Source organism: Massilia scottii, from assembly GCF_030846495.1.
Classification (GTDB): Bacteria; Pseudomonadota; Gammaproteobacteria; order Burkholderiales; family Burkholderiaceae_D; genus Telluria_A; species Telluria_A violaceinigra.
On sequence record NZ_JAVCWM010000024.1, the window covers coordinates 71,912 to 96,510 of the forward strand.

The following is a 24,599-nucleotide window of genomic DNA, read 5'->3' on the forward strand; positions in this document are numbered from 1 at the left end:
AGCGCCATGAGCGATGCTACGTGAAGGCTTTATTACTCATTGCCATGACGCAGGCATCGGAAGGTCGTCAGCGGGAGCCCGCGGCACGCAGGTCGTCCACAACATCGTGACCGAACCCGGGTGCCAGCAAATAATCGACCACGCCGGCCGCGCTCTGCTCGGGCGAGCTGAGTGCGCCATCGCGCTGCAAGGCCAGGAAGCGTTCGCGTAGCGGAAACCGGCTCTCGGGCGTGGCCCGGATGCGCGCCTGCATGGCGGTATCGATGACGCCTGGCGCAAGGCTGCAGATGCGTACGCCGGCACTCCCCGCCTGCGGAGGCAGCGGATAATCGAGCGCCACCGCGCGCGCATGGTGGTCGAGCGCGGCCTTGGTGGCCCCGTACACACTCCAGCCGGTGTAGGCATTGCGCGCGGCGCCGCTCGACACGTGCAGGATGCGGCAGTCGGCCTGCCGGGCCGCGCCGGCCACGGCCGCGGCCAGCATCACCGGCGCGGCCACGTTCAGCGCCACCGCCTGCGCGACCGCCAGCGGGTCCTGGTCGTGCAGCGCGCCGACCGGTTCCACCGTCCCTGCGTTATTGATCAGCAAAACCCGGGTGCTGGCGCCGACAAAGTCGCGCAAGGCCGGCGTGGCCAGCCAGGCGGCCAGCGCGGCGCTGTCGGCCAGGTCGGCCTGGTGCTCGCGCAAAAGCGGGCCGAAGCGTGCCGCCAGTTCCGGCGCCGTGCCGCGCGCCACTCCCAGCACGGCAATCCCGCGCGTCATCAGTTCGGCAGCCACGGCGGCGCCCAGGCCCTGGGTGTGGCCGCTGACCACGGCCGTGACGACGGGGCCGCTCATGATTCCGGTTGCTCGGCGGCCTTGCGGCGGCGGTAGTCGGCGTCGATGCCTTCGCCGCGCTTGCTCAGTACCGGCACCCGGCGCGAGAACATGAACTCGACCTTGGCGTCCGGATAGATGTGCACCGACACATAGCGCGCGTCCGATGGAATCTCGCCCATGTTGGGCGTGTTGGACGAGTTCACGACCTCGCTCGTCTCCTCGCCCTGGGTACCCGCGACGCGCCAGGTGACCTTTTGCGGGCCGTTGTTGAAGCGCGCGCCGATCTTGCTGCGGCGGCCGCTGTACGGATACGGACCGGCGCCGCCCACGCGCACGCCGCCGACGGTCACGTCGAGCAGGGTGCGGTTCGAATAATTGAAGACCACGACATCGAGCACCTTGTCGGTCTGGGCCATGGTGGCCGATGTTCCCAGCAGCCACAGCGCGGCGCCAGCCAGCAGCGTGCGGCGGGAAACGGTCTTGTTCAGCATGTCATGCTCCTGCAGAAAGTGAAGCCGTTATTGTGAAGGAAAATCACGCTGCCGACGAGGATTGTTGCACGCGGCCCGCAGGGGCCGTGCCGGGAAGCCGCGGGCGGCAAGCTCAGTCGTCCGCCGGCTGGGGTGCGCGCCGCGACTTGCACTGCGGATCATCCTTGGCGCTGCCGGCGCACAGGCGCACCAGGCATTGCTCGGCCTGGGCCGCATTGAGCTGCTTGCATTGCTTGAGCGAGGTGGGCGCGGCGGCCGTGGGCTGCTCGCCTTTTTGCGCCTTCGAGTGGGCGACCAGGGCAGCGAGCAGGCTGGCGTCGTCGGTGGGCTTGGCTGGCGCCTTGGGTGCGCCCTTGGCCGGCGGCTCGGGCTTTTTCTCGCCCGCTTTCGCCGCCACCGCCGGTCTGGCCGCAGTGCCAGCCGCCTTGGGGGCGGTGCCAGGCGCCTTGGGCGCGGCCTTTTTGCGTTCGGCCGGCGAACTGGCCAGCAGCTTGGTCAATTCTTCTTCGGGGGATTTGGGCTTGGGCTTGGATGGCGTGTTGAGTAGGTCCTTGAGCGAAGGATCTTTTGGCGGCGCGGCGGGCGCGGGCGCGCCCTGCTCCAGGATGGCGGCGGCGGACACCTCGGGCTCGGCCGGGCTGGACACGGCCGTCGGCGCGCTCGCCGACGCGCTCGCCGGCGTCACCGGATCGGCAAGCACCGGTTCGGCCGGGCCGGCCGCCACCACGGCGGGCATCGGGTCGGCGTCGAGCGCCATCCATACGCCGGCGCCGGCGCACAGGGCCACCAGCACGGCGCCGCCAGCCAGCCAGCCGGCCTTGCCGCGCCCGGCCTTGCCCGCCTCGGGCGTGGACTTGTCGGCCGCTTGCGCCGCCTGGCGTGCGTCGACGCTCGCGCGCGCCGCTTCTTCTTGCTGCTCTGTGGAAAGTAAACTGGGCCGCCTGTAGGCTGGCGGCGGCTGATCGTCATGTTGCAAAGGGTGCTCCTTGTTGATTTCTACATAACTTTACGCTATTCAAAAAAAACGTGAAGCTTTTTTACCATGTCAACAGCCCGGCGCCCCTCACAAAAGAGTGTGGAATCAGCTGTCGGATTGCTATAACAGTAAGATATACTTCCGAGCAATCCTTTATGTCAGTATCGCACTTTTTGTTTTGAATGTCTTGATGAGGTCCCTGTGCTGTTCCTTGCAGTAGCCCTGTACTTTCTGCTGGCGTGCGCGATCAGCTTTCTGGTGCTGTTTCCGGCCGGCCGCGCGTTCGTGCTGGGGATGCTGGCACGTGCCGGCGTGCGCCTGCGCGGCTGGTTCGGACAGGCGGCGCGCGTCAGGGGACAGAGTGTTGCGGCAATACGACAGTCCGGCAGCGCCTCCGCGCGCGGCACCAGCCAGTTTTTACGCCGCCATTACCTGCTGGTGATCGGCGGGCTGGTGCTGGTGTCGGTGCCGCCGCTGCTGGCCCTGTTCAGCGGCGGCACGGCGCTGGGCGGCTTCGAGGAATCGACGCGCGAAATGGATACCCAGGTCGCCGGCCTGCTCGAAGGCGAGAACCTGGTGCCGCCCGCGCCGCTGCCGCCGATGCTGTTCGCCACCGTGGAAGTGGAGCAGGAACGCCCGATGATCGTCTCGGCCAGCCGCGACTGGTCACTGATGAATCCGGCGTACACCCAGCGCCTGCTCCAAGCGTTTAAAATAATGAAAGAACGTCATGGCTACGATATGGCTATCCTGGAAGGCTACCGCAGCCCGGAACGCCAGAACAAGCTCGCCGCGATGGGCTCGTCGGTGACCAATGCGGCCGCATTCCAGAGCTGGCACCAGTACGGACTGGCGGCCGATTGCGCTTTTGTTCGTAACGGTAAAATTGTAATTTCGGAAAAAGATCCCTGGGCCATGCGCGGTTACGAGCTGTACGGCGAAGTCGCCGAATCGCTCGGGCTGACCTGGGGTGGACGCTGGAAAATGATGGATTTCGGACATACCGAGTTGCGCCTGCCCGGCGTGATGAAGCGCCGCTGATGCGCACCCGGCAGCAACTGTGCATCTCGCGCGCTGTTGCCTGAACAAGGAAGACCCCTTCCGTCGCTGCGCCGCCCTGATCCGGCCAGCTTCGGTCCCGTCGTAAATGTTTTTTAAACTGAGTTTCTGATAATGATGCAATCAATCTGGCAGTTTCTGACAAGCCGTCGCACCCTGATCGTCGTCGGGTGGGTGGCGTTTGCCGCCGTCTTGCTGATCGGGGCGGCGGTGCTGGACCTCCCGGCCGAGTACGCGTTCGCCGTGCTCGGCGTGGCGCTGTTCTTCGGCCTGCTGGTCTGGCTGTGGCGCCGCCACAAGCGCCAGCGCGCCGCCGGCAACCTGGGCGAGATGCTCGAACAGCAGGTCAATCACACGCCGGTGCGTGCCGATCCCGCCCAGCGCCAGGAACACGAGACCATCAAGAAGCGCATGCTCGATGCGATCGCCACCATCAAGGGCTCCAAGCTGGGTGAACTCTCCGGTGACGCCGCCCTGTACGAATTGCCGTGGTACATGATCATCGGCAACCCGGCGGCCGGCAAGAGCACGGCCATTGCCAGTTCCGGCCTGCAATTCCCCTTTGCTGACAGCAAGATCGTCCAGGGCGTGGGCGGCACCCGCAACTGCGACTGGTTCTTCACCACCGACGGCATCCTGCTCGACACCGCCGGGCGCTATTCGGTGGTCGACGAAGACCGCACCGAGTGGTTCGGTTTCCTGTCGCTGCTGAAGAAATACCGCAAGAAAGCCCCGATCAACGGCATCATCATCGCCGTCAGCGTGGCCGAACTGACCGGCAACCGTCCCGAATTCGCCATCAACCTGGCCAAGAATCTGCGCCAGCGCGTGCAGGAACTGACCGAACGACTCGAAGTGCACGCGCCGGTGTACGTGGTCTTTACCAAGGCCGACCTGATCGCCGGCTTCAACGAATTCTTCCAGGACACCGAACGCGCCGAACGCGACCGCGTCTGGGGCGCCACCCTGCCCTACAGCCATGCCACCGGCAGCGAACAGGTGCTGACCCAGTTCGACGCCCGCTTCGACGAGCTGTACGACGGCCTGAAAGACATGAGCGCGGCCAATATGGCGCTGCAGTGGCGCGAGCGCATGCCGCCGGGCGTGTTCACCTTCCCGCTCGAATTTTCGACCATCAAGGCGCCGCTGCGCACCTTCATCGCCACCCTGTTCGAGGAAAACCCGTTCCAGTTCAAGCCGGTGTTCCGCGGCTTCTACTTCACCAGCGCGCTGCAGGAAGGCGAATCGATCTCGGCCTCGTCGCAAAAAGTGGCGCAGCGCTTCGACATCAAGCTGCAGCCGCAGCACCACGCCGAAACCCAGAACCAGAGCGGCTTCTTCCTGCTCAACCTGTTCCGCAACGTGATCTTCGCCGACAAGGACCTGGTCGCCCAGTACGCCAGCCCGAGCAAGACGCGCATGCGCTACGCCGCCTTCTTCCTGGCCACCGCCATGGTCGGCCTGACCCTGGGCGGCTGGAGCTGGTCGTACATGAGCAACCGCAAGCTGGTCGAAAACGTCCAGGCCGACCTGGACCAGGTGGTCAAGATCCAGGCCAACAAGATCGACCTGCAATCGCGCTTCGAAGCGCTGCAGATCCTGCAGGACCGCATCGAACAGCTGGAAAAATACCGCGACAGCCGTCCGCTCTCGCTCTCGCTCGGCCTGTACCAGGGCGAACTGCTCGAACGCAAGCTGCGCGAGGAATACTTCAGCGGCGTGCGCGAAATCATGTTGAAACCGGTGGCCGGTTCGCTCGAAACCTTCCTCACGGAAGTCAACGGCAACGCCAGCGCGCTGCAGGGCGGCGTCAAGCCGGCCACCGCGGACGCCGCCACCGCCGCCGCGGGCACGCCGGCAACGCCAGCCGCCGCCCCGGCCGTGGCCGCCGCCGCGCCGGCCGCGACCCAGTTCAAGGATGCTTCGGCAACGAGCACCGAAGACGCCTACAACGCCCTCAAGACTTACCTGATGCTGGGCGATAAATCGCGCTTCGAGGGCGGCCACCTGAACGACCAGCTGACCCGCTTCTGGCGCGTCTGGCTCGACGCCAACCGCGGCGCCATGCCGCGCGAGCAGATGATCCGCAGCGCCGAACGCACCATTTCGTTCTACCTGGCGCAGGTGGAAGACGTATCCTGGCCGCAGATCGACAGCAAGCTGGCCCTGGTCGACCAGACCCGCGACACCCTGCGCCTGGTGGTGCGCGGCATGCCGGCGCGCGAACGCGTGTACGCCGACGTCAAGGCGCGCGCCGCCACCCGCTTCCCGTCGATGACGGTGGGCCGCATCGTCGGCGACCAGGACAAGGAACTGGTCCTGGGCAGCTACGCCGTACCGGGCAGCTTCACGCGCGAAGCCTGGGAAGGCTTCGTGCAGGGCGCCTTCAAGGACGCCGCCAACAAGGAACTGCAAAGCGCCGACTGGGTGCTTAAAACTGCCTCCAAGGACGACCTGACGCTCGAAGGCAGCCCGGAACAGATCCAGAAGGCGCTGGTCGAGATGTACAAGAACGACTACGCCAGGGAATGGCAAAAATTCGTGCAGGGCGTGACCATCCGCGACCTCAATGGCTTCGAAGCGGCGGCAGCGGCCATGAACCGCCTGGGCGACCCGCAAACCTCGCCCATCCAGAAGCTGATCACCACCGTCTACGAACAGACCTCGTGGGACAACCCGTCCCTGGTGGACAAGGGCATGGCCAGCGCCAAGCGCGACATGATGGGCTGGTTCCGCGAAGTGATCCTGCGCCGCAAGCCGTCGCGGCTCACCGTCGACGCGCCGCCCACCCAGAGCGGCAGCAGCATCGCGCCGCTGCCGCTGGGCCCCGTCGGACGCGAATTTTCCGGCGTGGCGCGCCTGGTGGTCGCCAAGGACAAGGATGCCTCGCTCATGCGCGGCTACATGGAGCACCTGTCGAAACTGCGCAGCCGCTTCAACACCATCAAGAACCAGGGCGATCCGGGTCCGGGCGCCAAGCAGCTGATGCAGCAAACCCTGGATGGCAGCGGTTCCGAACTGGCCGAAGCGCTCAAGTATGTCGATGAGCAGATGCTGACCGGGATGAGCGACATCCAGAAGCAGGCCATCCGTCCGATCCTGGTGCGTCCGCTGATGCAGACCTTCTCGGTGATCGTGCGTCCGACCGAGGCGGAGATCGACAAGGTCTGGACGGCCCAGGTGCTGCAGCCGTTCCGCCAGAACCTGGCCACCAAGTATCCGTTCGCGGCCGACTCGCGCTCGGAAGCGACCAACGACGAAATCGCCCAGGTGTTCGGGCCGTCGGGCGCGATCGCCAAGTTCTTCGACACCACCATCGGCCCGCTGGTCGTGCGCCGCGGCGACGTGGTGGCGGCCCGCACCTGGGCCAACATGGGCATCGGCCTGTCGCCGTCGGCGGTATCGAGCTTCCCCGGCTGGATCGCGCCGCTGTCGGCCGGCGGCGTGGCCGCCGCCGCGGCCAGCAGCGCCAGCGGAGAAGCCCAGACCCAGTTCGACCTGCAGGCGCTGGGCGCGACCGGCGCCACCGAATTCACCATCGAGATCGATGGCCAGACCTTGCGCTGGAAAGGCCAGCCGCAGCCGTGGGTGCACATGGTGTGGCCGAACCCGCAGGGCACGCCGGGCTCGCGCATCACCGCCATCACGCCGCAGGGCCAGACGGTGGTGCTGCTCAATGAACCGGGTCACTTCGGCCTGCGCAAGATGGTCGAATCGGCCCAGCGCAAGCGCAAGGATGGCGGCGTGTTCGAGTTGAGCTGGGAGACCAGCGGCGTCAAGGTCACCTCCAACCTGAAGATCATCCCGGCCGGCGCCAAGCCGGCAGCTGCGGCGGCCCCGCAGCCGGGCAGCGGCTTCAAGCGCATGCGCCTGCCCGACACGATCATCAGTTCGAGCACGCCAACGGCCGTGCCGGCGGCCGCGCCGGCCGCTGTCACGGCGGGTGCGGGAGTGCGTCCATGAGCCGCGCCGTCACGCCGATCCCGGTCGGCTATTTCGGCAAGATCCCCAGCCGGGGCGACTTCGTCAAGGGCAGCGACAACCCAGGCCTGATCAAGGTGCTGGACAACTGGCTGGCCCAGGCCATGGACTTGATGAGCGCAGACGCGCGCTGGAAACTGAGCTACGACGCGGTCGCGCCGCTGCACTTCGCCTTCATCGGCCCGCGCCGCAGGAATGCCATCGCCGGCCACATCGTGGCCAGCAGCGACCAGTCGAACCGGCGCTTTCCATTCCTGATGATGAGCGCGATGGAAGTGCCCGATCCGGCCACCTTCGTGCCGGACGCGCCGCTGGTCTTGAGCCGCCTGTGGAACCGGCTCGAAACGCTCAGCGCCGGCGTCATCGGCGCGGCCGACGCCGCCGCCCCGCTGCAGGCGGCCGCCAGCCACGTGATCGACGTCGACCTGCGCGCCTCGGCCTATGAAGCTGCGTTCGAGGACTTCCTCGACATGCAGACCGTGGGCGCGCTCGATGGCCTGTTGAACCAGGCCGGCTACGCCTGCTCGGCGCGCCAGGTGCTGCTGGCGCTGGGCATGCTGATGCAGCCGGTGATGGCCAGCAGTTCGAGCCGGCTCGAAAAGAGCCTGGTGCTGCCGCTGCCGGCCGACCCGATCTACCGCAACCTGGTGGCGGCGTTCTGGATGCACCTGATTACCCCGTTCCTGGCGCGCGCCGACTTCGAGCTGGCCCTGTTCGTGGCCCGCATCAACGAGCGCCCGGCGCTGGTGGTGGGCTTTTCCGGCGCCGCCCCGCAAACGCTGCAGGCGATCATGGACCCTGCCGCGGCACTGGAACGCCACATCACGTTCGACCATCTCGACTGGGTCGACGAACAGACCGACACGGACTACGCAGTCCAGAAACTGTCCACCTATCTGGCGCAAGCCAATTTGTCACTCAAATCCGCGCTAGAATCGTTGCGCGCGGCGTTTATCGGAAGCTGATCATGCGCCACCTCGTCGCCCTGTTAATCCTGCTTGCCGGCGCAGTCAATGCCGGCGCCCAAACCGCCGCCCCCCAGCCGGGCCAGGTGCTGGTATCCGGCACCGTGCCCGATGAAGCGAGCAAGGCGGCCGTGCTGGCCCGCCTGCGCGAAGTGTACGGCGCCGACATGGTGGTCGACCAGATCACCGTCGGCCAGGTCGCCACGCCGGCCAACTGGAACGGCTACGTGCAAAAACTGATCACGCCGGACCTCAAGTCGATCTCGCGCGGCCAGCTGAAAATCGATGGCAGCACCGTCAGCATCAAGGGCGAAGTGGCCAGCGAAGCGACACGCCAGAAAATCGCCGGCAACGTCACGGCCAGCCTGAACCCGACCTACACGGTCAACAACAGCCTGCGCGTCTCGGCCGCCGACCAGAACGTGCTCGATACCACCCTGGCCAACCGCATCGTCGAATTTGAAAGCGGCAAAGCCGCCCTGACCCCGGCCGGACGCGCGATTCTCGACGAGATGGCGGCCGCCATGATCAAGCTCAAGGACCGCAAGGTCGACATCATCGGCCACACCGATAGCCAGGGCAACAAGGCCACCAACCAGAACCTGAGCCAGGCGCGCGCCGAGGCGGTCAAGGCTTACCTGACCAGTTCCGGCATCAATGCCGAACTGCTCAGCGCTTCCGGCCAGGGCGCCGACCGCCCGGTCGCCAGCAACGACAGCGCCGACGGGCGCGCGCGCAACCGCCGCATCGAATTTAGGATGGCGCAATAAGCGCCTCCCCACCACGAGGACATCATGTTTGCAGCAGAACAGCTTTTAAACCCGATCCGGGCCGACCAGCCGGCCGGCGAGGACCTGGCCTTTTCGCCTGAACTCGACGCCATCACACTGGCGCGCAAATTCGACGACCCCTCGCTCGACCAGGGCGAGTGGGTCACCGACATCAAGGAAGCCGACTGGGATTTCGTGGTGACCCGCTGCGCCGCCCTGCTCGAACAAAAGAGCAAGGACCTGCGCCTGGGCGTGTGGCTGGCCGAGGCGGCCGCCAAGAAGCACCAGCTGCGCGGCCTGGGCGAGAGCTTTCGGGTGCTGGCCGGCCTGATCGAGCAGTACTGGGACCGCGGCCTGTATCCGGAAGCCGAAGACGACGACCACGACCAGCGCATCGGCAACCTCTCCTGGATCCTGGGCCGCACCCCTGCCCTGCTGCGCGAGATGCGCATCACCGAAGGCACGCGCGGCTACACGCTGGTCGACTTTGAAGTGGCGCGCAAGCTGGCCAACGCCAGCGGCGGCGGCGGCTACAACAACAATCCGGGCGCGCCGGCCGGCCTGAAACTGGCCGACCTGGAAAAAGCCCGCAGCGCCAACTCGGCCAGATTCCGCGAGACCTTCACCGCCGACGCCCAGTACTGCCTGGACGCGCTGCGCCAGTTCGAGCAAGCGGCCGACGCGCGCCTGGGCCACGACAGCCCTGGCTTCTCCAACGCGCGCGAAGCGGTGCAGGACATGGTGACCATGATGCCGGCGCCCGCCGCCGCGCCGGCCGAAGCGCCGGCCGCGCCGGGCGACTTTTATTACGCCGAACCGGAAAACGAGCAGGGTCCGCCAGGCGCGCCCCAGCCGGCCGGCCCGCCGGGCGTGATCCGCACCCGCGAGCAAGCCGTGACGCAGTTGCGCAACGTGGCTGAATTCTTCCGCCGCACCGAGCCGCACAGCCCGGCCTCGTACTTCGCCGACAAGGCGGCCGACGCGGCCAACACCGACCTGCATGCCTGGCTGCGTTCCGTGGTCAAGGATTCGGGCGCCATGGCCCACATCGAAGAACTGCTGGGCGTGAAACCGCCGCAGGACGATTGATGCGCGCGCCGCCCCGGCCCGGGGCGCGCACGCCGTTTGTTAATAATCGAGGTGATAAATGAGCGGAGTGCCATCGTAGTCGAACTGGCAAGCGATCTCCGGCGACTTCAGCGACTCCGTCATCCAATTGTCGCACTTCTTGACGATGTCGCCGGGCTGCTTGATCATCATCCTCTTCAACTCTGGCAGATCAACCGTAACCCACTTGTAGCTGTAGAGCGCCGGAACGGTGCTGCCTTGGGTATTGACCGTCCACACACCGCGTTGATAGGTCAGCATCGCATCGGGTATGTGCGCGATCCAGTTCAGTATTTCAGCCTTGGCCGTGGCTTGCATCGAAGTGATCATCAAGGTGCTCTTGGCCAGCTCGCGCTGCTTTGCCAGCATCTGCGCCAGCTTTAGGACGTCGCCCTTGTGCCCGGCGAAGATGTGATCGCGCGTAAATTTAACGTCGATCAGTTTCGTACTGGACTTGTTTTTTACCAGCTCAATCATTTTCTTGCGCAATTCCGGTACTGTCTTCGGTCCGTCCTCGCCGCACGGCCATGTTCTTGATGCCATTCCCACTTCCTCCTCAGATTTTCTCGATGAACGCGGTGCTCGCAGCACCGCGTGACGGGACGCGGCAGACCCCATCGGGGCCTGTCGCACTTAATTATATTGCAATATCAAAGAATAAAGGTTTTCATGCCGCACACGGCGCTTACTTGATGGTGTACTTGAACTGCCCCTTCTTGTCGGCGCTGACCTTGATCTTGGCGATCGCGGCGCCTTCGGCCATCTTGGCCAGCACCGATTCGGCGATCTCGGGCAGCAAGGTGCCGTTGAGGATATTGTCGACATTGCGCGCGCCCGAATCGACTTCGGTGCAGCGCGCCAGCACCGCTTCGACCAGCGCCTCGTCGTACGCAAATTCGGCCTTGTGGTTGGTCGCGATGCGCTGGGCGATCTTGCGCATCTTCAGTTCGATGATCTTGACCAGCGCGTCGTCGCCCAGCGGGTAGTAGGGAATCACCTTCAGGCGGCCGAGGAAAGCCGGCTTGAACTGCTTCATCAGGTGCGGACGAATCATCTCTTCCAGCGTTTCCGGGGTCGGCATCTCTTCCGGCGTCTTGTTCAGGCACGCCTGCATCATCGCGCTCGACGCCACGTTCGAGGTCAGGATGATGATGGTGTTCTTGAAGTCGATCTCGCGTCCTTCGGCGTCGTCCATCACGCCCTTGTCGAACACCTGGAAGAACAGCTCCATCACATCCGGGTGCGCCTTCTCGACTTCATCGAGCAGCACCACGCTGTACGGATTGCGGCGCACGGCCTCGGTCAGCACGCCGCCTTCGCCGTAACCCACATAGCCCGGCGGCGAGCCTTTCAGGCCGGAGACGCTGTGCGCTTCCTGGTATTCGCTCATGTTGATGGTGATCAGCTTGCGCTCGCCGCCGTACAGCACATCGGCCAGCGCCAGCGCGGTTTCGGTCTTGCCGATGCCGGACGGGCCGACGAACAGGAACACGCCTTTCGGCTTGTTCGGGTCGTCGAGGTTGGCGCGCGAGGTGCGCACGCGCTGCGCCACCGCTTCGATCGCGTACGACTGGCCCAGCACGCGCTCTTCCAGCAAGTCCTTCAGTTTCAAGACCGTCTTGATTTCATCCTTGACCATTTTACCGAGCGGGATGCCGGTCCAGCCGGCCACGATTTCGGCGACCACGTGGCCGTCGACCTGCACCGGCACCATCGGCGTTTCCCCCTGCAGGGTGCGCAGTTCGGCCATCATCGCCTGGATATCCTTGCCCTTGCTGGCGTCCTTCTGTTCGGCGTCTTCCAGGCTGCGGCGCCCGTCCATGATTTTTTCGCTCAGCTGCTTTTCCTGCTCCCAGCGCGCCGCCAGCGCGGTGTGCTGTTCGGCGGCGGCGCTGCGCTGCGCGGCCAGCTCTTTCAGGCGCGCCGCGTGCGAGCCGCCGGCGCTCTGTTCGCGGGCCAAAGCGCCGGCTTCGATGTCGATCCGTTCGAGCTTGCGCGCCAGGTTTTCGATCAGCGCCGGGGTGGCATTCTGGCCCAGGGCGACCTTGGCGCAGGCGGTATCGAGCACGCTGATGGCCTTGTCCGGCAGCTGGCGGCCCATGATATAGCGGTGCGACAGGCGCACCGCTTCGGTGATCGCTTCGTCGTAGACGCGCACGCCGAAGTGTTTTTCCATCAGCGGCGCCATGCCGCGCAACATGGCGCAGGCCAGTTCCTCGCTCGGCTCTTCGACCTTGATCACCTGGAAGCGGCGTGCCAGCGCGGCGTCCTTCTCGAAGTATTTTTTGTACTCGCCCCAGGTGGTGGCGGCGATGGTGCGCAGTTCGCCGCGCGCCAATGCGGGTTTCAACAGGTTGGCCGCGTCGTTCTGGCCGGCGGTGCCGCCCGCGCCGATCATGGTGTGCGCTTCATCGATGAAGAGGATGATCGCGTGCGGGCTCTTTTTGACTTCGTCGATGACGTTTTTCAGGCGGTTCTCGAACTCGCCCTTGACGCTGGCGCCGGCCTGCAGCAGGCCCATGTCGAGCGTGTGGATCTCGACGCCCTTGAGCACGTCGGGCACATCGTTGCTGGCGATGCGCAGCGCCAGGCCTTCGACCACGGCGGTCTTGCCGACGCCGGCTTCGCCGGTCAGGATCGGGTTGTTCTGGCGGCGCCGCATCAGGATGTCGATGGCCTGGCGGATTTCGGTATCGCGCCCGATCACCGGGTCGACCTTGCCCTCACGCGCGCGCTCGGTCAGGTTGGTGGTGAACTGGTCGAGCGACGGCGTCCTGGAGGCGGCCTTGGCGGCCATGTCGCCGACCGGATCGTTGCCTTCGCCATCGTCGGCGTCGCCGGCGGCCTGCGCGGCCACGGCTTCCTGCGAGCCGGCGGCCAGCTTGTCGAGGTTATGCTTGATCTGCTCGACGTCGAACTTGCCGAACAATTTGGAGCCGCGGAAGGCCAGCTGCGCCAGTTCCGGATCGGTCAGCAAGGCTTGCAGCAAATGGCCGCTGCGAATTTCCGCCGTGCGGCCGGCCTGGATATCGAGCGAGGCGATCAGCCAGGCATTCTCGAACAATTTGGGCAGGCGTACCGAAAACACCGGGGTGCGCGAGTTGCCGGCCTTGAGGCGCGCGACTTCGGCCTGCAGGTCCGCTTCGAGCATGCCGGCGCTGATGCCGCACTGGCGCGCGATCAGCGCAAAGTCGCTCTTGGGCTGCTCCAGCAGGGCCAGGAACAGGTGTTCGATGTCGACTTCGTACTGGCCCAGGGACACGCAAATGCCGGCCGCGCGGGTGGCGGCGGTGCGGCTGGTCTCATTGAGTTTGCCGATCAGCGTTTTCAGGTTGATGCTCATGCAGGTTCCTTTTTTTGTTGTGTCGTGTTGTCAATCACAGCGCGTGAATATCGTACCGGACATCGCTTCGGTCTTCCTGACGCGAGCCGGTCACCAGAAAACTGTCCCAGCCCAGGCGTCCGCCGGTGCGCGGTTCGTCCATGCACACGCCATGCACGTCGGAGCCGCGCAGCACCAGCTGCACTTCGTATTCGAGCGTCACGCCGGTAAACATGGTGATCATGCTCTTGAGCGCGCGCGCCGCCAGTCCGCCCGGCAGGAACGAGTCGAAGCCGGCATGGTCGAGCGGGCCGATCACGAGGCGCAGGCGCAGGTCGCGCTGCCATACGCGCTCGCCGGCCATGGCGCCGCCGCCCAGCATCGAATTGGCCGCGCCCAGCATGGTCTGCTGGCTGGCCGGCACCGCGTACCAGCAGCCGATGAACTGCTCGGCGCGGATACGCTGGTTGAAATACTCCGACAGCACGCGCGACATCTGCACCGCCGACGGCGGGCGATGGCGCATGGCCGACGCAAAGTAGCCGATCGATTCATCGAGCACGCCGCCGCCCATGTCGTCCTTGAGGCGGTGGCGCAGCGACTCGTTGCCCACGCCGGCCAGCGACAGCAGCAGCGGCAGGAAGCTGTCCTTGCCGTCGACCGCGTATTTGAGTTCGAGCCGGTACTTGCGCCAGGCCTCGAAGAACAGCGCCAGCGAGCGGTTCGAGAAGGTGTCGAGGAACGCGCGCGGCCCCTCATCCTTGTTGTAGATGATGTGGGCCGAGATGCGGTCGGTGTAATGGGCCGGCAGCGCGCCGTTCCCGCCCAGCAGGCCCATGAAGGCCGGCGTGATGCGGATGTACTTGAGCGTGTTCGATTGCAGGGCCTCGCCCAGCGACCCGGCCTGGCGCGGCACGTCGCGCGGCACCGTCTCGATGTTTTCGAGCTGGCTGGGCGGAAAAGCGAGCGAGGTCGAATTCTGGAAGCGCAGGAAGTTGGCGATCGCGCCCTGCTGCGGCGAACCGTGGCGCTTGAGCCATAGCTCGAGCATCCGCACCGCCTGGAAGAACTGGAAGCGGTACGGTTCCTCGAACAGGCGTTCGATTACAGCAGGCTCAAATCGCCGCTTCGTGGCAAGCATTTCAATAGCTCTTCTCCATTTTTATTCGATACGATCACCAGTTGGGTGAAGCTGTTGGCGTGCACGTACAGGCCCAGGAAGCGGTCGATGATGTGGGCAAAGGCGTGGATGCCGCTGCCGACAAAGGCTTCCTCGTCGACCGTCAGGCGCACTTCCATGCCGCGCACCAGGCAGGCGAACGGGTTCCCCGGCAGCCAGGTGTTGGCCGCCTTGTACGCCACCGAGGCAATGCCGCCGATCTGGCGCTGCGAGGACGGTGAACGCGGCAGGTCGTACAGGGTGAGCATCTCGCGGAAGGCATCGAGGCCGCCGTCGGCCAGCGACAGGTGGTTGAGCGACAGGTGCGAAATGAGGCGCCAGTGGGCGCCGCGGCCGCGCTCGAAGCGGTGCGAGGTGGTCGGTTTGCGCAGGAAGCTGATCTGGCGCACGGTGGAGCCGCCCTCCAGGAACAGGTCGCCGCCGCGCAGGCCGTACGTGAGCGAGGCCGGCAGGTCGCGGTTGGTGCAGGTCAGTTCCAGGCTGAGGGTATCGGTTTCGACTTCGGCCGGGTCGAAATCGATGTCGACGATCGAAATCTCGGTCTCGAAGCCGGGGCTCCTGTCGGCGATGGTTTCGTCGCGCCGCATGACCCAGTAGTGGCCCTTCTTTTCCGGCATCTGCCCGTGCTTGAGCGAATAGAACGGGCGGAAGTCGACGATCGATTCGCCCTGCGGGGTCTGGCGCACCAGTTTGACCGAATCGATCGACTGCACTTCGTAGGCGAACGCGCGGCGCGCATCGGCCAGCACCGGGTAGCTGGCGGTGGTGTGGGTCAGGCGAATCGGCTCGCCGCGCTGGCGGAACAGGTTCACCACCGGGGTGCAGCCGAGCAGCACGTTGTTGGTGGAGAGGGTACCCAGCATGCGCGCCGCGTTCGAGTCGGTGCGCATGCCCGACAGCGCCAGATGCAAGGTGATCGAGCGGCAGCCCATGGGCAGCACCGCCGTCAGCGCGGCCAGGTCGATGTCGAAGAAGTTGAATTTTTCGGGGAAGCAGAAATACTCGGTCAGCAGGCGGTAGGCCGTGTGCGAGCGCGCCGCGAAGTCGATCAGCGATTCGTCTTCGCCAAAGCCGGCCGCGTGCACCGGAATGGCCGGCAGGGCCATCCAGCGCCCGCTGCTGTCGCCTTCGGCGTAGGCGGCCACGGTGCGCATGAACAGCGCATCGCGCAGCGCCGCGCAGAACGAGGGTTCGCCATCGATGAACACGCGCAGCTTTGCCAGGCCGAGCTGGGCCAGCGACACCTGGTCCGAGGTGCTGGTGATGGTCAGGCTCACGCTCGAGGTGGCGCCGACCGGGGGCCGGATCGCTTCGGGGGTGTCGATGATCGGCGCGAACGAGGCGCCGGTCAGCGCCAGCGGCGCCACCGTCACCGGATAGGCGGTGCGGAAGGTGCAGGAAGCGCCGCGCACCGGGCGCGTGGTCAGCTGGGTGCCGCGCGGGATCGCGGTGGCGCTGGTCAGCTGCGCGGCCGCGCCCGAAAAATCCATGTGCGCGATCGAGCACGAAGGGAACGGGCGCAGATAGTGCGGGTACAGCACTTCGAACAGTGCTTCGGTAAATTCGGGATAGTCGTCGTCGAGCCGCTTGGCGATGCGCGAATTAAGCAGCGCGAACGATTCGATCATGCGTTCGATGTGCGGGTCTTCGCACACCTCGCCGGCGATCAGGAGACGCCCGGCGATCTTGGGATAGCGCTCTGAAAATTCGCGCGAATAGCGGCGCAAAAATCCCAGTTCGCGTTCGTAATACGGTAAAAGATCTTCCAAACTCAGGCTCCCCCGGACGCAAGGCGGCGCGCTTTGCTGATGGTGTAGTGCAGGCTCGATGGCTGCAAGACGGCGTCGAAATTGACGGGCTCCTGGGAACTGCTCACGACCAGCAGGGCCGTGATGGCGAAATTGAGACGGTTGACCGAATCTTCGCGGATTTCCAGCGACGCCTTGACGTTGCGCAGGCGCGGCTCATGGCGTGCGATGGCTTTTTCGAGACACAGGCAGATAAAGGCCCGGTCATCGGTGCTCGACAGCGACCGGCCCGCAAAATCATTCAGGCCGAAGGTCACGATCGAGCGACCGCATTCGGGGTACCGTTTCAGCAAGTCTTCCGGAATCACGGTGCGCGTGTTGAGCAGCGCCTCGAGATCGCGTGCGACCGAGTCTTTCAAGTCCTCGATCGACATCCGGGTGACTGTGCCGCTGGAGGAACCATTGACCGGCACATCCATCAACCGGTCAAACAAACCTGGCGTAAAACCCTTCATTGGCACCCCATTGCGTTACTGCTGTTACGCGGTTTTGTTGGTCGACAGATCCCAGCCGCCGGAGGTGTTACCGCCCGAACCGCCGCCGACTTTCTGCTGCGTGTATTTCCATTTGACTTTCGAGTACTTGAGCGACAGGTTTTCCGTCAGGATGTCGCCGGCCGAAACGGCTGGAGCGACGCTGGAGATCAGCACGTTTTCCAGTTCGATTTCGAAGTACTTGATACGCTCGCCCTGACCGTCGGCGCGCAGGAATTCCAGCTTTGCCTTGGCCAGGGTTTTGCCCGACGAGCAGTTCTGCAGCAGCAGAGGGGTGGCCAGGTCGGCCAGTTTGGCGATAACGATATCGCGGTGCTCGGTACGCTCGGCGGTATGGCCGCCGCCGGTCGATGCGGTAGCCGACTTAGGCTGCAGCACTTCCCAGCTGACGGACTGGCATTCGATCCAGTCTTTGTGGGCGGAGTCGGTCGACTCGCCTTTGATGCCGTCGATTTGGAGGTAGACGTCGATTGCCATTGTGTTCCTTTCAGTGGTTTATAGGTACTACGGGGTGCTACGATTTGGTCGATGGTGGTAGCTCCGCGACCAGACGGAGTGAAACGGAAAGCTCATCGAGCTGGAAGTGCGGACGCAGGAACGACACGGCGCGGTACACGCCCGGACGGCCCGGCACTTCCGACACTTGCACCGACGCTTCGCGCAGCGGGAACTGGGCTTTCTGTTCCTGGCTTGCGTTATCGTCGAGCAGCACGTACTGGGTCAGCCAGCGGTTCAGATGGTCTTCGACGTTCGAGGCGGCGGCGAAGCTGCCGATCTTGTCGCGCATCATTGCCTTCATGTAGTGGGCAATGCGTGAAACGGCGAAGATATACTGCAGCTGGGCCGACAGCACCGCGTTGGCGTTGGCCGAGTCGGTATTGTATTTCTTGGCTTTCTGGGCCGATTGGGCGCCGAAGAAGGCCGCGTAGTCGGTGTTCTTGCAGTGCACCAGGGAGATGAAACCGAGGTCCGACAACTCTTTTTCACGGCGGTCGGTGATCGCGATTTCGGCCGGGCACTTGAGCGCGACTTCGCCTTCATCGGTCTTGAAGGTGTGGGTCGGCAAGTCTTCGACCAGGCCGCCGCCTTCGACGCCGCGGATCGCCGCGCACCAGCCGAAGTCGTCGAACGCACCGGTCAATTTGGTCGCAAAGGCGTAGGCCGCGTTGCACCACAGGTATTTGTGGTGGTCGGTGCCGTCCACGTCTTCCACGAAATTGAAGCCTTCGGTGGTGGCGCCATCGGCCGGATGGAACGGCAGGCGGCCGAGGAAGCGCGGCAGGGTGATGCCGACGTAGCGCGAATCTTCGGATTCGCGGAACGACTTCCATTTGGCGTATTCGACCGTGTCGAAAATCTTGGCCAGGTCGCGCGGTTTGCCCAGTTCGCTGTAGCTTTCCAGGCCGAACAGCTCGGGCGAGGCCGAGGTGATGAACGGCGCGTGGGCGGCGGCGGCGATGTGCGACATCTGCTCGACGAAATACATGTCTTCCGGCTGGCGGGTGATTTCGAAGTCGCCCAGGAGCGAACCGAACGGCGCGCCACCGAAGGTACCGAATTCTTCCTCGTAGACCTTCTTGAACATCGTGCTCTGGTCGAACTCGAGCGCGCTCTGGAAGTCCTTGACCAGCTCGCGCTTGGTCGCGTTGAGCATCTTGATCTTGAGGTTGGTGCCGGTCGAGGTGTTCTTCACCAGGTAGTTCAGGCCGGTCCAGCTGCTTTCGAGCTTCTGGAATTCCGGCGCGTGCATCACGGCCGAGAGCTGGTCCGAAATCATGCGGTCCAGTTCGGCGACGCGGGCGTCGATGGTGGCCGACAGGTTGTCCGACACGATCACCGTGCCGTCCATCACCTGGTGCACCAGTTCCGAAATCAGGTCCTTGGCGCGGGCGTGCTCGACGCTCGATTTGGCCACCTTGCTCTGTTCGACGATCTGGTCGAGCAAGGCCGTTTCATGGGTCGTCGCGGCGGCGCCGGAGGCAGGGGTCAGTTGAGCGGACATGATCAGTCTTTCTTGGCGTTGGCGTGCTGGCCGAGTTCGGCCAATTTCTCGGTGTTGCTGAGCACATCGTTGAGGATGTCTTCGAGTTTGTCGTTACCGGCCAGCTTGTTGCGCAAGTCGGCCAGCTTGGTGCGCGCTTCGAGCAGCTTGCGCAGCGGCTCGACCTGCTGGACCACCGCCTCGGGACGGAAATCTTCCATCGACTTGAACTTGAGGTCGACGGCGAACTTGCCGCCTTCGCCGGTCAGGGTGTTGTTCACGCGGTAAGCGGCGCGCGGCTCGACGCCCTTCATGACTTCATCGAAATTGTCGCGGTCGATGCCGACGAAATTGCGGTCTTTCAGGCGTTTCTTCTCGACTTCGGAACTGCCGCCGAAATCGCCGACGACGCCCATCACGAACGGCAGCTCCTTGCTTTCGATCGCATCGCCGATTTCGACGTCATAGGTCATCTGCACGCGCGGTGGACGCACTTTTTGCAGACGCTTTTGGACACTTTCTTTCTTGGACATGGTGGTTCCTTCTACATGGTTGGAGCGTGAATCGCCGGCTTACTTGAGCAAGTCGAATGGGTCGGATTTGTTGCCTTCATCCTTGTCGGTCCTGGACGTCTTCTCGGCCTTGTCGCGGCGCTTGGCCGGTTCGGTGCGGCGCGCCGGGGTGGCGACGATGTTATCGCCAAGGTTTTCGCGCAGCAGCTTGGCCAGGTCCTGGGACTCGGTGCGCAGCGCCGGGGTCATGCCGTTCTGGCGGTTCAGGTCGCCCAGGGCGCGGGTCGACAGGCGCAGGCCGGCGATGGCGATGATGCTGTTGGCCGCTTTGTCGTTGGGATCACGCAACAACACTTCCTGGGCGCTGACGATCGCTTCGCCGTACTGGCCGGCGTCGTAGCGGGTCTGGGCGATGCTGGCCCACGGCGCCTTGTCGGCCGGATAGGCGGCAGCGGCTTGTTTCCACACGGTGACGGCCTGCTCCTTCTGCCCGGAACCTGCGGCCTGGGTCGCCTGGTTCAGCATATCGGCCAGCGGGGCCCGGGCCGGGGCCTTCGGCACCGAGTCACAGGCGGAGAGAGCCGCGGCGCAAGCCATGACGCCGAACACGTGCTTCAGATCGGAAAAAGTGGTCATGCGGTATCCTCGAAAGCATTGACGGGAAAGTAATGTGTATATTGTAACACTTATTACACAAGCAACGTTAGCAGAGATTGCAATTTTACATCGCGCAATTGAAAATCACACATTTTCACTTTGTAGTAAGCGTACGTTACATCAGCACGAAGACAAATCTTCTCATAAATGTTATTGTTCCGCTAATTAGTTTTTCAAATTGATGTAAAAATTGCCAAAGGTGCCTACAGCATGTCTAGTAAAGTCCTCTGGGGCGAAGGATTGTTCCTCCGGCCCCAGCACTTCCAGCAGCAGGATCAGTACCACGAGCACCGCCTGCACGAGAGCGTGAAGGCGGTCCATCCCTATGCATGGGGAGTGAACCAGTTACAGGTGGACCGCGACGCGCTGGCCAACAATGCGCTGCGCGTGCTGGAACTGTCGCTGCGCTTCCAGGACGGCGAACTGGTCGACGCACCGGGCGCCGACGCGCTGCCCGAGACGGTGGATCTGAGCCAGCTGCTGCAGTCGCAGCAGAGCGTCACCTTTTACGCCGCCCTGCCCGCCTTCAAGCCGTTCGGCGGCAACTTCGCGCCGCTCGGCCAGACCGCCAACGCGGCCCGCTTCGTGCAGGCCAATGCCGACACGCCCGACCTGTACACCCAGGCTGCGCAAGCCCAGCTGACGTACCTGAAAAAGAGCGTGCGCCTCATTTCCGAATTCGAGCCGCGCGATTCCTACACCCACTTCCCGCTGCTGCGCCTGCGCCGCGTGGCCACCGGCGGCTTCGAGATGGACCCGGCTTTCGTGCCGCCGAGCATGTCGGTGCGCAGCGCCCCGATCCTGTTCCTGCAGCTGCGCCGCCTGATCGACGCGCTGCAAGCGAAGGTGAGCGCGCTGTACGGCCACCACCGCGAGCCGAGCAAGAATGTGATCGAATTTCGTTCCGGCGACATGTCCTCGTTCTGGCTGCTGCACACGGCCAGCACCGCGTATGCCTCGCTGACGCACTACTTTCACCACCCGGGCCTGCATCCGGAACGCCTGTACGAAGCGCTGCTGGGCGTGGCGGGCGCGCTGATGACGTTTTCCAAGAGCTGGACCCTGGCCGACCTGCCGCCCTACCAGCACGCCGATCCGGGGCCCGCGTTCGCGAAACTGAACACGATCATCCGCGACCTGCTGGACACTGTAATCTCGTCAAAGTACTTCGCCATTGCGCTCGATCTAATCAAGCCGTCCTACTATCTTGGCTCGCTGGAGTCGGGCAAGATCGACGACAAGACCGCGTTTTACCTGGCGGTGTCGGCCAATTTGCCGGCCATCGAACTGGTGGACGTGGTGCCGCTGCGCTTCAAGATCGGCGCGCCGGACGACGTCGAAAAATTCGTGCTCTCGGCCATGCCGGGGGTGCGCCTGCAGCATGCGCCGCAGGTGCCGCCGGCCGTGCCGGTGCGCCCCGACACCGTCTACTTCACGATCGAGGCCAAGGGCCAGATGTACGAACGCATGATGCAGGCGCAATCGATTTCCATTTATGTTCCTGAAGGCTTGCGCGAGCTGACCCTGGAACTGATCGCCGTAACCTCCTGACCCAAGGATTTGCCCAGATGACTACCACCGCACCCTCCCTGATGGCCGGCGGCCCGGTTGCCGCCGCCGCGGGAGCCACCCCGCAAACGCTGCTGGACCTGATGTACGACGGCTTTTACGCGCTGTTCATGCTCAAGAACGGCAACGGCCCGCAGAACAATGCCGAGTTCCAGCACAAGACCACGCAGTTTCTCGAAGAATTCACGCGCGGCGCCAAGAAACAGGGCGCCTCGGCCGACGACATCGACGCCGCCAAGTATGCCTTCTGCGCGGCGGTCGACGAAATCATCCTGCGCTCGACGTTTTCGATCCGCGACGAATGGGAACGGCGCCCGCTGCAACTGGTGCTGTTCGGCGACCAGCTGGCCGGCGAGAATTTCTATCACCGCCTCGAATCGCTGCGCACGCGCGGCAGTACGCATCTTCAGGCGCTGGAAGTGTTCCATATGTGCCTGCTGCTGGGCTTCCAGGGCCGCTACATCCTGGAAGGCTCGGAAAAGCTCAACTACCTGACGGCGCGCCTGGGCGACGAAATCGCCAACATGAAGGGCAAGCGCGGGGGTTTTGCGCCGCACGCCGACCGCCCCGACCAGATCGTGCACAAGCTGCGCAGCGATTTGCCGCTGTGGGTCCTGTGCTCGGTGTTCGGCTTGATCTGCATCCTCGGCTACATCGGCCTGCGCGCGTCCCTCGGCAAGACCACCGAGGAACGCATGGCGGGCTATAACGATGTGGTCAAGCTGGCGCCGCGCGCCGCCAACCTGACCATCACGCTGCCCTGACGGCAGGCGCCGGCCGGATCGCTCCCTGAGCGTGTCCGGCGCCGGCCTGGGCGATCATCACGCATCGCCGGACCGACCGTGGTGGCGATGACCGTTGTTTGCAGCGCAGGCAGCAGCCAGCGAAGCCGGTTTGAGGAATCATGAAACAGGAAATCTACATCAGCACCGACGTCGAAACCGATGGTCCGATTCCCGGACCGCATTCGATGCTCAGCATCGGATCGGCAGCCTACCTGGCCGACAAGACGTGCATCGCGACCTTCAGCGCGAACCTGGAATGCCTGCCCGACGCGGCGGCGCATCCCGCCACCGCCGCGTGGTGGCTGACCCAGCCCGAGGCGTGGGCAGCCTGCCGCGCGGACCTGGAGACGCCACTGGCGGCCATGCAGCGCTATCTGGCATGGGTCAAGTCGCTGCCGGGCAAGCCGGTGTTCGTGGCTTACCCTGCCGGCTTCGATTTTCTGTTCGTGTACTGGTACCTGATCCGCTTTACCGGCGAAAGCCCGTTCAGCCATTCCGCGCTCGATATCAAATCGTACGCGATGGCCGTCATGCAGCGCGATTACCGCGACAGCACCAAGCGCAATATGCCCAAGCACTGGTTCGATCCCCTGCCCCATACGCATGTGGCGCTCGACGACGCCATCGAACAGGGTGCGCTGTTCTGCAATATGCTGGCCGACAACCTGGGGCGGGAACGTCAGGACGGATAAGCGGCGATCTTGGCGGCGAGCCGCTGCGCAAGGTAGCCGTTAGCCGCACCAAGCGCGGCGAGGATGACATTGGCCTCCTGGCCGTAGGCGCTGATTTTTTCCTGCGACCAGTACGACGGAGGCGCTTGCAGGTTGCTGATACGGTCGGCCAGCTTGACGCACCATATCGACTTTGGCTGGAGCCGGATTCTTGCCAAGCTGTCAGCCATCGCGTCCGCCTTGGGGAGGCCGGGCGACTTCGATAACGCAGCCACGCCGTCGGCCACGGCCAGTCCGAATTCGGCGACAAGCGTGTCGTGCGAGACGCCCTGATCTTCCATCGCATCGTGCAGGATGGCGCATTGCATGGCCGTGCCGATGCCGTCGATCGGTTCCTGTGCATGGGCGCCGAGAAGCTCCATGCTCACCATCCCCAGATGGACCAGATAGGGCATGTCGGTCCCCGGGAATTTTTGTTCGGCGTGCACCTGGGCGGCGTAACGCCAGGCCTTGAGCCATGCTTCCTGATCTGCGTAATCGATCTGCTGTGTCATTATTCCTCCGATGATCGATCTTAGCGCAGCCGGCAGAAATGCGTGCGACTGGCTACAATATCGGCACGCCGACAAGGTCGGTATCAACAGGAGAAAACATGTTCAGGGAAGTCGCGGAACTGAAGGTCGCTGCGGGAACGGAGCAGCTGTTTGAAGCAGGCGTGCAGCAAGCCATACCGCTGTTCAAGCGCGCCAAAGGATGTCATGGCATGCGCATGGAGCGGTCGGTCGAAGAACCGGGCAGCTACATGCTGTTCGTCGAGTGGGAAACCATCGAGGACCACATGGTGCATTTTCGCGAGAGCGAGGATTTTCAGGAATGGCGACGTCTGGTAGGCGGCTATTACAGCGCGCCGCCGCGCGTGTTTCATACCACCAGCGCGGTCGAGGGCTTCTGACCCCACGCACCGGCATCGTTTGAGGCAGCATTCCGGGGCCACCGGTGCGGATGATTTTAATACCGCCGGGCGAGTCGAATCGCCGGCGGCATCGAGCGAATATTGGATGACTGGCAGCGAGCCAATCGACGGCGGCTGGATAAAGACGGATGAGTTCGTCGAAACACGCGGTGATCGACGTGTTTTTTCAGCCGGTTTGTCAGTCAAAAAACACCTGGGCGTTTAATACACCGGCTTTGTCGACGCTGACGGTGCAAAAGCGGCCTACCTCCACGCTCGACGCGGAGCCTTTCATCAGTTCGACCAAATTTTTCACTTTTGCGTCGGGATAGGATGGAACGACCTTGCGCACATCCTCCGCCGTGGCACTGCCTTTTACTTCCGACGGTACATTGGCGCGTGACGCCCGCTCATTCGCGATCACGCCATGCCGTTCACCAATAATGTCGCTGAACCCGCCGTACGTATAGCCAAGGCGAAATAGAAGACATCGGGCTGC

23 protein-coding genes are annotated in these 24,599 nt (G+C 64.1%); 9 read left to right on the forward strand and 14 right to left on the reverse strand.

Features of this window, described 5'->3' with window-relative positions; genetic code table 11:
* Positions 1 to 67 precede the first annotated feature (67 nt).
* The 3 genes from RBA41_RS25955 to RBA41_RS25965 all read right to left on the reverse strand — a co-directional run bounded on the left by RBA41_RS25955 (position 68) and on the right by RBA41_RS25965 (position 2,287).
* Complete coding sequence (locus tag RBA41_RS25955; protein WP_306627153.1) at positions 68 to 838, reverse strand: SDR family oxidoreductase; 771 nt, start codon at positions 836 to 838, stop codon at positions 68 to 70.
* Positions 835 to 1,311 carry a hypothetical protein gene (locus RBA41_RS25960; protein ID WP_306627154.1) on the reverse strand — a complete coding sequence of 159 codons (477 nt, stop codon included), beginning with the start codon at positions 1,309 to 1,311 and terminating at the stop codon, positions 835 to 837. The genes RBA41_RS25955 and RBA41_RS25960 overlap by 4 nt, the downstream gene beginning before the upstream one ends.
* A 112-nt stretch (positions 1,312 to 1,423) precedes the next feature.
* Positions 1,424 to 2,287 carry a hypothetical protein gene (locus RBA41_RS25965; protein ID WP_306627155.1) on the reverse strand — a complete coding sequence of 288 codons (864 nt, stop codon included), beginning with the start codon at positions 2,285 to 2,287 and terminating at the stop codon, positions 1,424 to 1,426.
* A gap of 201 nt (positions 2,288 to 2,488) precedes the next feature.
* Here RBA41_RS25965 and RBA41_RS25970 point away from each other — a divergent pair, with 201 nt between their 5' ends.
* The 5 genes from RBA41_RS25970 to tssA all read left to right on the forward strand — a co-directional run bounded on the left by RBA41_RS25970 (position 2,489) and on the right by tssA (position 10,151).
* On the forward strand, positions 2,489 to 3,328 hold the full coding sequence (locus tag RBA41_RS25970) for a M15 family metallopeptidase (RefSeq protein ID WP_306627156.1): 840 nt from the start codon (positions 2,489 to 2,491) through the stop codon (positions 3,326 to 3,328).
* Positions 3,329 to 3,463: 135 nt separating this feature from the next.
* Positions 3,464 to 7,309 carry a type VI secretion system membrane subunit TssM gene (tssM, locus tag RBA41_RS25975; RefSeq protein WP_306627189.1) on the forward strand — a complete coding sequence of 1,282 codons (3,846 nt, stop codon included), beginning with the start codon at positions 3,464 to 3,466 and terminating at the stop codon, positions 7,307 to 7,309.
* Complete coding sequence (tagF, locus tag RBA41_RS25980; RefSeq protein ID WP_306627157.1) at positions 7,306 to 8,292, forward strand: type VI secretion system-associated protein TagF; 987 nt, start codon at positions 7,306 to 7,308, stop codon at positions 8,290 to 8,292. The genes tssM and tagF overlap by 4 nt, the downstream gene beginning before the upstream one ends.
* A gap of 2 nt (positions 8,293 to 8,294) precedes the next feature.
* The gene (locus RBA41_RS25985) at positions 8,295 to 9,062 is read left to right on the forward strand and encodes an OmpA family protein (protein WP_306627158.1); all 768 of its coding nucleotides are present in this window, start codon (positions 8,295 to 8,297) and stop codon (positions 9,060 to 9,062) included.
* A 24-nt stretch (positions 9,063 to 9,086) separates the two neighbouring features.
* Positions 9,087 to 10,151 (forward strand): type VI secretion system protein TssA, encoded by a 1,065-nt coding sequence (gene tssA / locus RBA41_RS25990; protein WP_306627159.1) that lies wholly within the window; start codon positions 9,087 to 9,089, stop codon positions 10,149 to 10,151.
* Positions 10,152 to 10,190: 39 nt separating this feature from the next.
* Here tssA and RBA41_RS25995 read toward each other — a convergent pair whose 3' ends face one another.
* The 9 genes from RBA41_RS25995 to RBA41_RS26035 form a co-directional block, all read right to left on the reverse strand.
* The gene (locus RBA41_RS25995) at positions 10,191 to 10,712 is read right to left on the reverse strand and encodes a hypothetical protein (protein WP_306627160.1); all 522 of its coding nucleotides are present in this window, start codon (positions 10,710 to 10,712) and stop codon (positions 10,191 to 10,193) included.
* A 142-nt stretch (positions 10,713 to 10,854) separates the two neighbouring features.
* Complete coding sequence (gene tssH / locus RBA41_RS26000; RefSeq protein ID WP_306627161.1) at positions 10,855 to 13,512, reverse strand: type VI secretion system ATPase TssH; 2,658 nt, start codon at positions 13,510 to 13,512, stop codon at positions 10,855 to 10,857.
* Positions 13,513 to 13,546: 34 nt separating this feature from the next.
* Positions 13,547 to 14,632, reverse strand: a complete 1,086-nt coding sequence (gene tssG, locus RBA41_RS26005) for a type VI secretion system baseplate subunit TssG (protein WP_306627162.1) — start codon at positions 14,630 to 14,632, stop codon at positions 13,547 to 13,549.
* Positions 14,596 to 16,440, reverse strand: a complete 1,845-nt coding sequence (gene tssF / locus RBA41_RS26010; RefSeq protein ID WP_306627163.1) for a type VI secretion system baseplate subunit TssF — start codon at positions 16,438 to 16,440, stop codon at positions 14,596 to 14,598. Before tssF ends, tssG begins: the two co-directional genes overlap by 37 nt.
* 2 nt (positions 16,441 to 16,442) lie before the next feature.
* Positions 16,443 to 16,934, reverse strand: coding sequence for a type VI secretion system baseplate subunit TssE (gene tssE, locus RBA41_RS26015; protein WP_289310127.1), 492 nt, complete (start codon positions 16,932 to 16,934; stop codon positions 16,443 to 16,445).
* A 24-nt stretch (positions 16,935 to 16,958) separates the two neighbouring features.
* Positions 16,959 to 17,450, reverse strand: a complete 492-nt coding sequence (locus RBA41_RS26020) for an Hcp family type VI secretion system effector (protein ID WP_306627164.1) — start codon at positions 17,448 to 17,450, stop codon at positions 16,959 to 16,961.
* 37 nt (positions 17,451 to 17,487) lie between these two features.
* Entirely contained in the window at positions 17,488 to 18,975 is a 1,488-nt protein-coding gene (gene tssC, locus RBA41_RS26025; RefSeq protein ID WP_099877646.1) for a type VI secretion system contractile sheath large subunit, read from the reverse strand.
* 2 nt (positions 18,976 to 18,977) lie between these two features.
* Entirely contained in the window at positions 18,978 to 19,487 is a 510-nt protein-coding gene (tssB, locus tag RBA41_RS26030) for a type VI secretion system contractile sheath small subunit (protein WP_306627167.1), read from the reverse strand.
* Between the two features lie 39 nt (positions 19,488 to 19,526).
* Positions 19,527 to 20,102: a tetratricopeptide repeat protein gene (locus tag RBA41_RS26035; protein WP_306627168.1), complete on the reverse strand. Its 576-nt coding sequence runs from the start codon at positions 20,100 to 20,102 to the stop codon at positions 19,527 to 19,529.
* A 231-nt stretch (positions 20,103 to 20,333) separates the two neighbouring features.
* Here RBA41_RS26035 and tssK point away from each other — a divergent pair, with 231 nt between their 5' ends.
* The 3 genes from tssK (at position 20,334) to RBA41_RS26050 (ending at position 23,169) form a co-directional block, all read left to right on the forward strand.
* Complete coding sequence (gene tssK / locus RBA41_RS26040) at positions 20,334 to 21,674, forward strand: type VI secretion system baseplate subunit TssK (RefSeq protein WP_306627170.1); 1,341 nt, start codon at positions 20,334 to 20,336, stop codon at positions 21,672 to 21,674.
* Positions 21,675 to 21,691: 17 nt separating this feature from the next.
* Complete coding sequence (gene icmH, locus RBA41_RS26045; RefSeq protein ID WP_306627171.1) at positions 21,692 to 22,456, forward strand: type IVB secretion system protein IcmH/DotU; 765 nt, start codon at positions 21,692 to 21,694, stop codon at positions 22,454 to 22,456.
* A gap of 140 nt (positions 22,457 to 22,596) precedes the next feature.
* The gene (locus tag RBA41_RS26050) at positions 22,597 to 23,169 is read left to right on the forward strand and encodes a 3'-5' exonuclease family protein (RefSeq protein WP_306627172.1); all 573 of its coding nucleotides are present in this window, start codon (positions 22,597 to 22,599) and stop codon (positions 23,167 to 23,169) included.
* Here RBA41_RS26050 and RBA41_RS26055 read toward each other — a convergent pair.
* On the reverse strand, positions 23,157 to 23,702 hold the full coding sequence (locus RBA41_RS26055) for an HD domain-containing protein (protein WP_306627173.1): 546 nt from the start codon (positions 23,700 to 23,702) through the stop codon (positions 23,157 to 23,159). The two genes, RBA41_RS26050 and RBA41_RS26055, sit on opposite strands and share 13 nt — an antisense overlap.
* Before the next feature lie 98 nt (positions 23,703 to 23,800).
* Here RBA41_RS26055 and RBA41_RS26060 point away from each other — a divergent pair, with 98 nt between their 5' ends.
* Positions 23,801 to 24,100: an antibiotic biosynthesis monooxygenase family protein gene (locus RBA41_RS26060; protein WP_306627174.1), complete on the forward strand. Its 300-nt coding sequence runs from the start codon at positions 23,801 to 23,803 to the stop codon at positions 24,098 to 24,100.
* A 199-nt stretch (positions 24,101 to 24,299) separates the two neighbouring features.
* Here the strand turns inward: RBA41_RS26060 and RBA41_RS26065 are convergent, their stop codons facing one another.
* A complete protein-coding gene (locus tag RBA41_RS26065) occupies positions 24,300 to 24,524 on the reverse strand; it encodes a hypothetical protein (RefSeq protein ID WP_306627175.1) in 225 nt (74 codons plus the stop codon).
* Positions 24,525 to 24,599: the final 75 nt, after the last annotated feature.

Coding starts and splice junctions, on each gene's coding strand:
- RBA41_RS25955 (WP_306627153.1), bottom strand. CDS start 838: ATGAGCGGCCCCGTCGTCACGGCCGTGGTCAGCGGCCACACCCAGGGC.
- RBA41_RS25960 (WP_306627154.1), bottom strand. CDS start 1,311: ATGCTGAACAAGACCGTTTCCCGCCGCACGCTGCTGGCTGGCGCCGCG.
- tssM (WP_306627189.1), top strand. CDS start 3,464: ATGCAATCAATCTGGCAGTTTCTGACAAGCCGTCGCACCCTGATCGTC.
- tagF (WP_306627157.1), top strand. CDS start 7,306: ATGAGCCGCGCCGTCACGCCGATCCCGGTCGGCTATTTCGGCAAGATC.
- RBA41_RS25985 (WP_306627158.1), top strand. CDS start 8,295: ATGCGCCACCTCGTCGCCCTGTTAATCCTGCTTGCCGGCGCAGTCAAT.
- tssA (WP_306627159.1), top strand. CDS start 9,087: ATGTTTGCAGCAGAACAGCTTTTAAACCCGATCCGGGCCGACCAGCCG.
- RBA41_RS25995 (WP_306627160.1), bottom strand. CDS start 10,712: ATGGCATCAAGAACATGGCCGTGCGGCGAGGACGGACCGAAGACAGTA.
- tssH (WP_306627161.1), bottom strand. CDS start 13,512: ATGAGCATCAACCTGAAAACGCTGATCGGCAAACTCAATGAGACCAGC.
- tssG (WP_306627162.1), bottom strand. CDS start 14,632: ATGCTTGCCACGAAGCGGCGATTTGAGCCTGCTGTAATCGAACGCCTG.
- tssE (WP_289310127.1), bottom strand. CDS start 16,934: ATGAAGGGTTTTACGCCAGGTTTGTTTGACCGGTTGATGGATGTGCCG.
- RBA41_RS26020 (WP_306627164.1), bottom strand. CDS start 17,450: ATGGCAATCGACGTCTACCTCCAAATCGACGGCATCAAAGGCGAGTCG.
- tssC (WP_099877646.1), bottom strand. CDS start 18,975: ATGTCCGCTCAACTGACCCCTGCCTCCGGCGCCGCCGCGACGACCCAT.
- tssB (WP_306627167.1), bottom strand. CDS start 19,487: ATGTCCAAGAAAGAAAGTGTCCAAAAGCGTCTGCAAAAAGTGCGTCCA.
- RBA41_RS26035 (WP_306627168.1), bottom strand. CDS start 20,102: ATGACCACTTTTTCCGATCTGAAGCACGTGTTCGGCGTCATGGCTTGC.
- tssK (WP_306627170.1), top strand. CDS start 20,334: ATGTCTAGTAAAGTCCTCTGGGGCGAAGGATTGTTCCTCCGGCCCCAG.
- icmH (WP_306627171.1), top strand. CDS start 21,692: ATGACTACCACCGCACCCTCCCTGATGGCCGGCGGCCCGGTTGCCGCC.
- RBA41_RS26050 (WP_306627172.1), top strand. CDS start 22,597: ATGAAACAGGAAATCTACATCAGCACCGACGTCGAAACCGATGGTCCG.
- RBA41_RS26055 (WP_306627173.1), bottom strand. CDS start 23,702: ATGACACAGCAGATCGATTACGCAGATCAGGAAGCATGGCTCAAGGCC.
- RBA41_RS26060 (WP_306627174.1), top strand. CDS start 23,801: ATGTTCAGGGAAGTCGCGGAACTGAAGGTCGCTGCGGGAACGGAGCAG.